Origin of the sequence: Pseudomonas fluorescens group sp. (assembly GCF_020093335.1) — a bacterium.
GTDB classification, from domain to species: Bacteria; Pseudomonadota; Gammaproteobacteria; order Pseudomonadales; family Pseudomonadaceae; genus Aquipseudomonas; species Aquipseudomonas petroselini.
This window is the reverse complement of sequence record NZ_JAIOKW010000030.1, coordinates 57,719-65,503: the sequence shown is the minus strand read 5'-3', so window position 1 is coordinate 65,503 and position 7,785 is coordinate 57,719. Positions and strand designations below refer to the sequence as shown.

At 60.7% G+C, this 7,785-nt stretch carries 10 protein-coding genes; 7 read left to right on the top strand and 3 right to left on the bottom strand.

Annotation, left to right across the window (positions count from 1 at the left end; translation table 11 throughout):
- Nucleotides 1-142 precede the first annotated feature (142 nt).
- The gene (locus K7431_RS23675) at nucleotides 143-514 is read right to left on the bottom strand and encodes a PH domain-containing protein (RefSeq protein WP_015885780.1); all 372 of its coding nucleotides are present in this window, start codon (nucleotides 512-514) and stop codon (nucleotides 143-145) included.
- A 157-nt stretch (nucleotides 515-671) separates the two neighbouring features.
- Between K7431_RS23675 and K7431_RS23670 the strand changes: the two genes are divergently transcribed.
- Nucleotides 672-1,307 (top strand): LysE family translocator, encoded by a 636-nt coding sequence (locus K7431_RS23670; RefSeq protein WP_015885779.1) that lies wholly within the window; start codon nucleotides 672-674, stop codon nucleotides 1,305-1,307.
- An 8-nt stretch (nucleotides 1,308-1,315) separates the two neighbouring features.
- On the opposite strand, the gene K7431_RS23665 is transcribed toward K7431_RS23670, so the two are convergent.
- A complete protein-coding gene (locus K7431_RS23665; RefSeq protein WP_043205860.1) occupies nucleotides 1,316-1,645 on the bottom strand; it encodes a hypothetical protein in 330 nt (109 codons plus the stop codon).
- Between the two features lie 218 nt (nucleotides 1,646-1,863).
- On the opposite strand from K7431_RS23665, the gene K7431_RS23660 reads away from it, so the two are divergent.
- On the top strand, nucleotides 1,864-2,760 hold the full coding sequence (locus K7431_RS23660) for a hypothetical protein (RefSeq protein WP_015885777.1): 897 nt from the start codon (nucleotides 1,864-1,866) through the stop codon (nucleotides 2,758-2,760).
- A gap of 30 nt (nucleotides 2,761-2,790) precedes the next feature.
- A complete protein-coding gene (locus tag K7431_RS23655) occupies nucleotides 2,791-3,075 on the top strand; it encodes a hypothetical protein (RefSeq protein WP_015885776.1) in 285 nt (94 codons plus the stop codon).
- A 108-nt stretch (nucleotides 3,076-3,183) separates the two neighbouring features.
- Here the strand turns inward: K7431_RS23655 and K7431_RS23650 are convergent, their stop codons facing one another.
- Nucleotides 3,184-3,564, bottom strand: coding sequence for a cupin domain-containing protein (locus K7431_RS23650; protein ID WP_015885775.1), 381 nt, complete (start codon nucleotides 3,562-3,564; stop codon nucleotides 3,184-3,186).
- 238 nt (nucleotides 3,565-3,802) lie between these two features.
- Between K7431_RS23650 and K7431_RS23645 the strand changes: the two genes are divergently transcribed.
- Genes K7431_RS23645 through K7431_RS23630 form a run of 4 tightly spaced genes read left to right on the top strand, consistent with a single transcriptional unit; the run spans nucleotide 3,803 to nucleotide 7,783 of the window.
- Nucleotides 3,803-5,014 carry a methyl-accepting chemotaxis protein gene (locus K7431_RS23645; protein ID WP_015885774.1) on the top strand — a complete coding sequence of 404 codons (1,212 nt, stop codon included), beginning with the start codon at nucleotides 3,803-3,805 and terminating at the stop codon, nucleotides 5,012-5,014.
- A gap of 9 nt (nucleotides 5,015-5,023) precedes the next feature.
- Complete coding sequence (locus K7431_RS23640) at nucleotides 5,024-5,392, top strand: response regulator (protein WP_015885773.1); 369 nt, start codon at nucleotides 5,024-5,026, stop codon at nucleotides 5,390-5,392.
- A 23-nt stretch (nucleotides 5,393-5,415) separates the two neighbouring features.
- Nucleotides 5,416-5,703, top strand: coding sequence for an STAS domain-containing protein (locus K7431_RS23635; protein WP_015885772.1), 288 nt, complete (start codon nucleotides 5,416-5,418; stop codon nucleotides 5,701-5,703).
- A 40-nt stretch (nucleotides 5,704-5,743) separates the two neighbouring features.
- Nucleotides 5,744-7,783 (top strand): chemotaxis protein CheA, encoded by a 2,040-nt coding sequence (locus tag K7431_RS23630; protein ID WP_015885771.1) that lies wholly within the window; start codon nucleotides 5,744-5,746, stop codon nucleotides 7,781-7,783.
- The last annotated feature ends 2 nt before the right edge of the window (nucleotides 7,784-7,785 follow it).

Sequence of the window (7,785 nt, the reverse complement as noted above, 5' to 3'; positions counted from 1 at the left end):
GGTGAGGAGGGGGAAGGGGTAGGTGTGTAAGGCTGTAGTTTGATGGTGTGGGGGAAGGCCCTATCGGGGGCAAGCCCCCTCCCACCTTTTGATCGGGGTACAGCCGTCTCAGCCTTGTAGGCAATAAGCAATTGCCTGCCGATCAGGTCAGCAGGTGCTTGGAGATCAATCGCGAGATTTCGACGATGGAAGTCTTGCCGGTGAATTCGAATTTCACTTTGCCCAGCGACGAAAAATAAATCTCCAGCTCCGAATCCAGATCAAACGTCCCGGACGTCTCCACCGAATACGCGACGATGTTTTTATACGGCAGCGACGTAAAGTCCTTTTTGCTGCCGGTAATCCCCTGCACGTTCACCGCAATAATCCGCTTGGTGGTAAACACCACGCCGTCGCGCATGGCCTTGTAGGCGTCGACCACTTCCTCGCCGTCGAGCAGCAGGGCCGATACGCGCTCGGCGTATTCGTTGTTTTGTTTGAGCTTGAAGAAGCCTTTGTTGTTGAAGTCGATCATGGGCCTGCCTTTGGGTGAGTGGTGCGGTGGGTGTATGACGTTTTGCTCGCGGATCTGTATCTAACGCGCGCATTTTGAACGCCCTACCATGGCGTCCAAGCCTACAACATTGGCCAAATGTTTCACGTCGACAGAATAACGATCAAGGAGCCAAACAATGCCTGAAGTGTCCAGCTGGCTTGCCTATGCGCTGATCTCGCTCGGCATGGTGCTCACGCCCGGGCCGAACATGATTTACCTCATCTCCCGTTCGATCTGCCAGGGCCGTACGGCCGGGCTGATTTCCCTGGGCGGCGTGGCGTTGGGTTTTTTGGTTTACATGCTGTGCGCGGCCTTGGGGATCACGGCCTTGGTCATGGCGGTGCCGTTTGCCTATGACGCGCTGCGTTTCGGCGGCGCGTTGTACCTGGCCTACATGGCTTGGCAGGCCATACGGCCAGGCGGGCGTTCGCCGTTCCAGGTGCGGGATTTGCCCAAGGACAGCCCGCGCAAGCTGTTCACCATGGGCCTGGTGACCAACCTGCTGAACCCCAAGGTGGCGGTGATGTATTTGTCGTTGCTGCCGCAGTTCATCGACCCGAACGGCCATGGCAGTGTGCTGATGCAATCGCTGGTGCTGGGCTTCACGCAGATTTTTATCAGCGTGAGCGTCAACGCGGTCATTGCCACCATGGCGGGGTCGATCGCGGTGTTTTTCGTCACTCGGCCGGGTTGGCAGGTGGTACAGCGCTGGTTGATGGGCTCGGTGTTGATGGGGCTGGCGGTGCGGATGGCGGTGGAAGGGCGGCGCTGAACCGCGCGTTACAGAATGGCTTTCAGGTAATCCTTGAGTGCGTTGAGCGGGACATTGAGTTCATCCAGTGTCGACGCTTGGCGCACGCCCAGCGCCAAGCGCTGCAACTCGCGACCCATCACGGTATCGGCCCCGCCCAATGCCTCAAGCGCTTGATCAACACATTCCGCGACTTTGGATTGAATCACCGCCAAATCCCTCTGCCGCACCAGCAGCCCGAATACCTCTCGCTCATACCCATCCATCACCGGATCGTCCCGCAAAACCGGGCTGCCGCCGTCCGTCTCGTGCACCAGCTTCAGTGCAAAAAGCGCAACCGCTTCCAGCGTCAACTCCATGGTCTTGGTTCCTAGGGCTTGGGGGAGGGCGATGATCACTGTTCTACGCAGGAAAAAAAAGACCCCAATACCGCGAACGGCCAGGCTCACGCCCCTGTGAAGTCATTTGCCCAAGGAACGATATTAATTAGCCATGTTCCAACTCGCCGTGCCAAGTGCACCCGGCCACCAGACGGACAGGGTGCAAGGCTTAACCCATTACAAGGACGCAAGCTCTCATGCAGTCATCCCCCACCCAAGCACCTTCGGCCACTGGCGAGCTGATCGCGAGTTTCCGCCACGGCAAGGGCTTCCTGATTTTCAGTTTGATATTCGGGGTTGTGTTGCTAGCCCTCGCCGGTTTTGTGTTGTACCTGGGCACGATCCTGCCACCGGGCAACGATGGCCCGGTCAACCTCCAGACATCCCGTGGCATGGCCTTGAACTTTGCCAACCCGCATACCCTGATCTACGCCACCAGCGCCTTGCTGGCCGTACTCGCCGTGGGCGTGTTTGCAGCCTACGTCTGGCACAAAAAACTGCGCGCCCCCCGTTACAACGTGTTTGAGTTCGGTATCGAACGCATCATCAACGAGCAACGCGAGTACACGGCGTTTGCCGATATCGAAGACCTGTACTTATTCGGCTCCGGGCAAACCGTGATGACCGGCATGATCACCAACCTGGCCTATCGCCGTAACGCGTCAGAGCCGTTTCATCGTGTGATTGAGAGCCTCAAGGGCTTTTACGAATTCCAGCAACTTGCGCGTGAGCTGCACGTTCGCGCACGCATGCCGGCAGTGATCGCGACGCTGGAGATGGGCGGGGCGGTGACGTTCAACTGCATCAGCTCGGGGCAGGTCTGGGGCAAGCGCATGAGTGGCAACTTCCTGAAAATCACCACCTCGCCAATCGTCGTCAGCCGCACATGCCTGGAGTACCAGGGCCGCAAAGTGCCAATGTCGTCGCTGCGTACCGTCGACCTCAACGCCTGGACGGAAAAAGTGGTGGTCAAGGATGAAAGCGGTAAACCCGTGTTGTCGACCATCGCCACCGGCATTCTGAGCCACGACCTGTTCCTCAATACCCTCGATGCCGTGTTTGCGGCCCAACAACAAGCACGCGAGCCGGCTTGAGCCTGCTGCGTCACAACTGAGGATTAAACGATGATCTATCGCGGCGCAGGCTGGCTGACGTTGTTTACACCGGTGGCGATGGTGCTGCTATTGATGTGGCTGTGGCCCGACCCCAGCGTCAAACCCGGCAACACATCGCTGATGCAGGTGTTGCTCGGCTTCGGGGCGGGATCAGCGATCAACACCGTGCTGGGCTTTGTACTGAACCGACAACCGCACGCCGATGGCGTCCGCCACCACTTCTTTTTCATGCCGATGCAGTGGCCGGCACTGGTGATCACGGTGGCCTGCCTGCTGATTGCCTTGCTGAAATAACCCTGCCGGCCGCTCGCCCAGGGCGGCCGCGTCTCGACCCGTTCAAGGCTGACACGGGAAGACGCGTGAGTGTCTCGTAACAGTATGAGCGAGCAGGCGACGCCAGCCTCAGATCCACTGGTCATTCACAGCCGTACGCTCCCCACCTTCATGCCCGGTATTCAAGATGCCCCGTGGCTCGATCATCATCAGCTTGGCCTCGCCTTCTGCGGCTGTGCGGTGCGCTACGCCGCGAGGAACCACGTACAGCTCACCCGGTGCGACATAGACCGGGCCGTCTGGAAGGTCGATACGCAAGGTGCCGTCGAGTACCAGGAAGGCCTCATCGGTTTCGGGGTGGGAGTGCCAGATGAACTCGCCTTCGATGCGGACGACTTTGAATTGGTAGTCGTTCATCTGCGCGACGACGCGTGGGCTCCAGGGTTGGTCGATCAGGTCGGCTTTTTGGATGAGATTTATGGGTTTTGTCGGGGGCTGTGACTGAGACATGTCGGAGACTCTGCTGGTTAAGAGTCGTCAGGTTAGCGAACGAGGTATCAAGGGCGCTTGTACGATCCTGCAAGCAGCCTGAGCGTGTCGGCTGGCGTCACCTACACTTAACGCCCTGCTCAGTCACACACCGGTCATAAACCAGACGGAAGGCACTCACGAGTCCTAAAGTTGAGGCGCTAGGGGCGGATAAACTCTATGTTGATTACATCCGCAGCACTGTTCAAGGACCGAACCCATGCCCCAACGCTCATCCAGCCGCCTGCCCCCTTCCGTTTATCCTCGTTTCCGTTGGTTCGCCTTGGTCCCGGTCGTGCCGGCCGTTTTGTGGATACTCGTGCAATCAACCTCGCCAGCCAATCTGGTGGCTTGCACGGCACTGGTGATGATCGGCCTCGGTGCCTGTGCCTGGAGCGCGGTTTCACAGCGCAACGCACTGCAGCGAGCGATTGCGCAGGCGCAGGCGGACCAGTCAAGTGCGGATGTGCATAACGGCATAGCCTCTCGGGCACAGCTTGATGAGGTATTGCTGGGCGCCATGCCCATTTGGGCCAAGCAGGTGGAAAGCTCGCGCCATCAGACCGAAGAAGCGATTGTGAGCCTGGCGAACCGTTTCACCGGGATCGCCACACGCTTGCAGGAAACGGTACAAGCGTCGCAGCACGCGGCCGGCGAACTGGACGGACAGGCCGCCGACGGTGCGCTTGAGGTGTTGGCGCGCAGTGACAGCGAGTTGAGCCAGGTGATCAATTCGCTCAAGGCCACTCAAATCAGCCGTGACCAGACCCTGGCCCAAGTGCGCAGCCTGACCGCCTACACGGGCGAACTGCGCACCATGGCCGCTGATGTGGCGGCGATTGCCGCACAAACCAACCTGCTGGCCCTCAACGCGGCCATCGAAGCGGCGCGTGCCGGTGAGGCCGGTCGCGGCTTCGCGGTGGTAGCCGATGCGGTGCGCAGCCTGTCGAGTAAATCCAGTGAAACGGGCCAGCAGATGTCGGCCAAGGTCGACATCATCAATAACGCCATTACTCAATTGGTGCAGGCCGCGTCCAGCAGTGCCGACCAGGACAGCCATTCGGTGGCCGAGTCCGAAAACAGTATTCAGATGGTGCTCACACGCTTCCAGAACATCACTGGGCGTCTGGCCGAATCCGCCGACCTGCTCAAGCAGGAAAGCTATGGCATCCGGGATGAGATGACCGAGGTATTGGTCAACCTGCAATTCCAGGACCGGGTCAGCCAGATCCTCAGTCACGTGCGCGACAACATGCACGCCCTGCATGACCATCTCCTGCAGGCCAACCAGACCCCGGACCAACCGATGGCCATCGACGCCCGCCAATGGCTGGCGCGCATGGAAACCACCTATGCCACCGACGAGCAACGGCGCCTCCATCATGGAGAGGCGGCGGTGCAGCAGAACGCTCAAGACATCACTTTCTTTTAGGAGTACATCATGGCGAAGAGTGTATTAGTGGTTGACGACTCCATCAGTGTGCGGCAGGTCGTCGGCATAGCCTTGAAAAGCGCCGGTTACGACGTGATCGAGGCCAGTGACGGCAAGGACGCCCTGAACAAGCTGACCGGGCAAAAAGTGCACCTGATCATCAGCGACGTGAACATGCCCAACATGGATGGCATCACCTTCGTCAAGGAGGTCAAGAAGCTGGCCAACTACAAGTTCACACCGATCATCATGCTGACCACCGAGTCTCAGGAATCGAAGAAGGCCGAAGGCCAGGCCGCGGGCGCCAAGGCGTGGGTGGTCAAGCCGTTCCAGCCGGCGCAGATGCTGGCGGCGGTCTCCAAATTGATCCTGCCCTGACACCCGGCGCCAGGGAGGCCAACATGCCGATCACTCACGAAACCATCGACGACACCGCCCATGTGGGCATCGACGGCGAACTCACGATCTACACCGTCGCTGAACTGGCGGGCGCGTTGTTGTCGCAGATGGGCGCTGCGCCGCGCCTGGAACTGGACCTGTCCCAGGTGACGGAAATGGATGGCGCCGGCCTGCAGTTGCTGGCAGTCATCCAGCGTGAAGCCGGCATTGCCGGCACCGCCTTGAGTGTGACCGGCCATAGCCATGCGGTCATGCAGGCGCTTCAACTGTGTCGCAGCGCCGCGCTTTAATCGGCACTGTCCCGTCCATTGATCGACAAGGAAAGTCCAGGTGAGCATCAATCTCGATCAGGCACTGCAGACCTTCATCGTCGAGGCGCGCGAGCTGCTGCATGCCATGGAGCAATCCCTGCTGCAGCTGGAAAGCGAGCCCGGCGACCAGGATGCCATCGGCGCGATTTTCCGCGCCGCGCACACCATCAAGGGTTCCGCCGGACTGTTCGGCCTCGCGTCGATCGTGGGGTTCACGCATATCGTCGAAGACGTTCTCGACCGCCTGCGTGACGGCAGTGTGGCGGTGGACGCCGCCTTGATCGCGCTGCTGCTCAAGTGCGGCGACCACATGCTTGAACTGATCGACGTGGTCGCCAGCCGCGGTGAGGTGCCGACCCCGGCCGCGCTGGAGCGCGGTGAGACCTTGCGCGAGGCGCTGAGCGCCTATCAGCCGCTGCACAGCGCCACTGCCGACGTCGTACCCGCTGCGGTGGACGACGACACGGGGGCCGAAGTGCTTTGGCATATTTCTCTGCGTTTCGGCGTGGACGTGTTCCGTAATGGCATGGACCCGCTGTCGTTCCTGCGCTACCTCGATACGCTGGGGCAAATGGTGCAGGTCACCACCCTGACCGACAGCATCCCCGCCCTGGAGAACTGGGACCCGGAAAGCTGCTACCTGGGCTTCGAGATCGACCTGCGTTCGACGGCCAGCCATGCCACGCTCAACGAAGTGTTCGACTTCGTGCGCGACGACTGTGAAGTGCACATCAGCGCGGTCGACGAAACGCCCGAAAGCAGCGTCGCCCTCGGCAGTGACCTGATCGCGCAAGCCGAGCCAGGTCCTGCCACCGCCTCGCTCCAGCGCCTGCCTGCGAACAGCGAGGCCAAAACCCGCGACGGCAGTTATGTGCGGGTCAACGCCGACAAGCTCGACGAGTTGATCAACCTGGTCGGCGAATTGGTGATCGCCAGCGCCGGCGCAAGCCTGTTAGCACGTTCCTGTAACAACGACCCGCTGCAGGAGGCCACCTCGACGGTGTCGGGGCTGGTGGAAGAGATCCTTGATGGCGCCCTGCACCTGCGCATGATCCCGATTGGCGACACGTTCAACCGCTTCCGCCGCGTGGTGCGCGATGTCAGTCAGGAACTGGGCAAGGACATTGAGCTGATCATCAGCGGCGCGGAAACCGAGCTGGACAAGACCGTGGTTGAGAAGATCGGCGACCCGCTGATGCACCTGCTGCGCAACGCCATGGACCACGGTATTGAAAGCGCCGACGCGCGACGTTCGGCGGGCAAGTCGAGCAAGGGGCATCTGAGCCTCAATGCTTATCACGACTCCGGGAGCATCGTCATCGAAATCGCCGATGACGGCGCCGGTCTCAACCGCGACCGCATTCTGGAAAAAGCCGAGGAGCGCGGGCTGGTGGCCAGCGGCGCGGTGCTCACCGACCAGGAGGTGTACAACCTGATCTTCGAAGCGGGTTTCTCGACCGCCGAGGCCGTCACCAACCTGTCCGGGCGTGGCGTCGGCATGGACGTGGTCAAGCGCAATATCACACTGTTGCGCGGCACCGTGGACCTCGACAGTCGCCCCGGCCAGGGCACGATGGTACGCATTCGTTTGCCGCTGACCCTGGCGATCATCAATGGCTTCTTGGTTGGCATCGACCAATCCACCTACGTGATTCCGCTGGACATGGTCCAGGAATGCATCGAACTGGATGAACGCCAGCGCCAGTCCAGCCGCGATCAGGGCTATCTGGACCTGCGTGGCGAGGTGCTGCCACTGGTGGACCTGCGCGACCACTTCAGCCACGAGGGCCCGGCCGCGCGCCGTCAGAACGTGGTGGTGGTGCGCTATGCCGAGCACAAGGCCGGGCTGGTGGTCGATGACCTGCACGGCGAGTTCCAGACCGTGATCAAACCCCTGGGCAAGCTGTTCGGCGCACTGCGCGGTATCAGTGGCTCGACCATCCTGGGCAGCGGCGCGGTGGCCCTGATCCTGGATGTACCTGCACTGCTCAATCAAATCGTACAACTGGAAGCCCGCACGGCCCAGGCGCCTCAGTCGCCAACGTTCGTCGCCCGCTGACG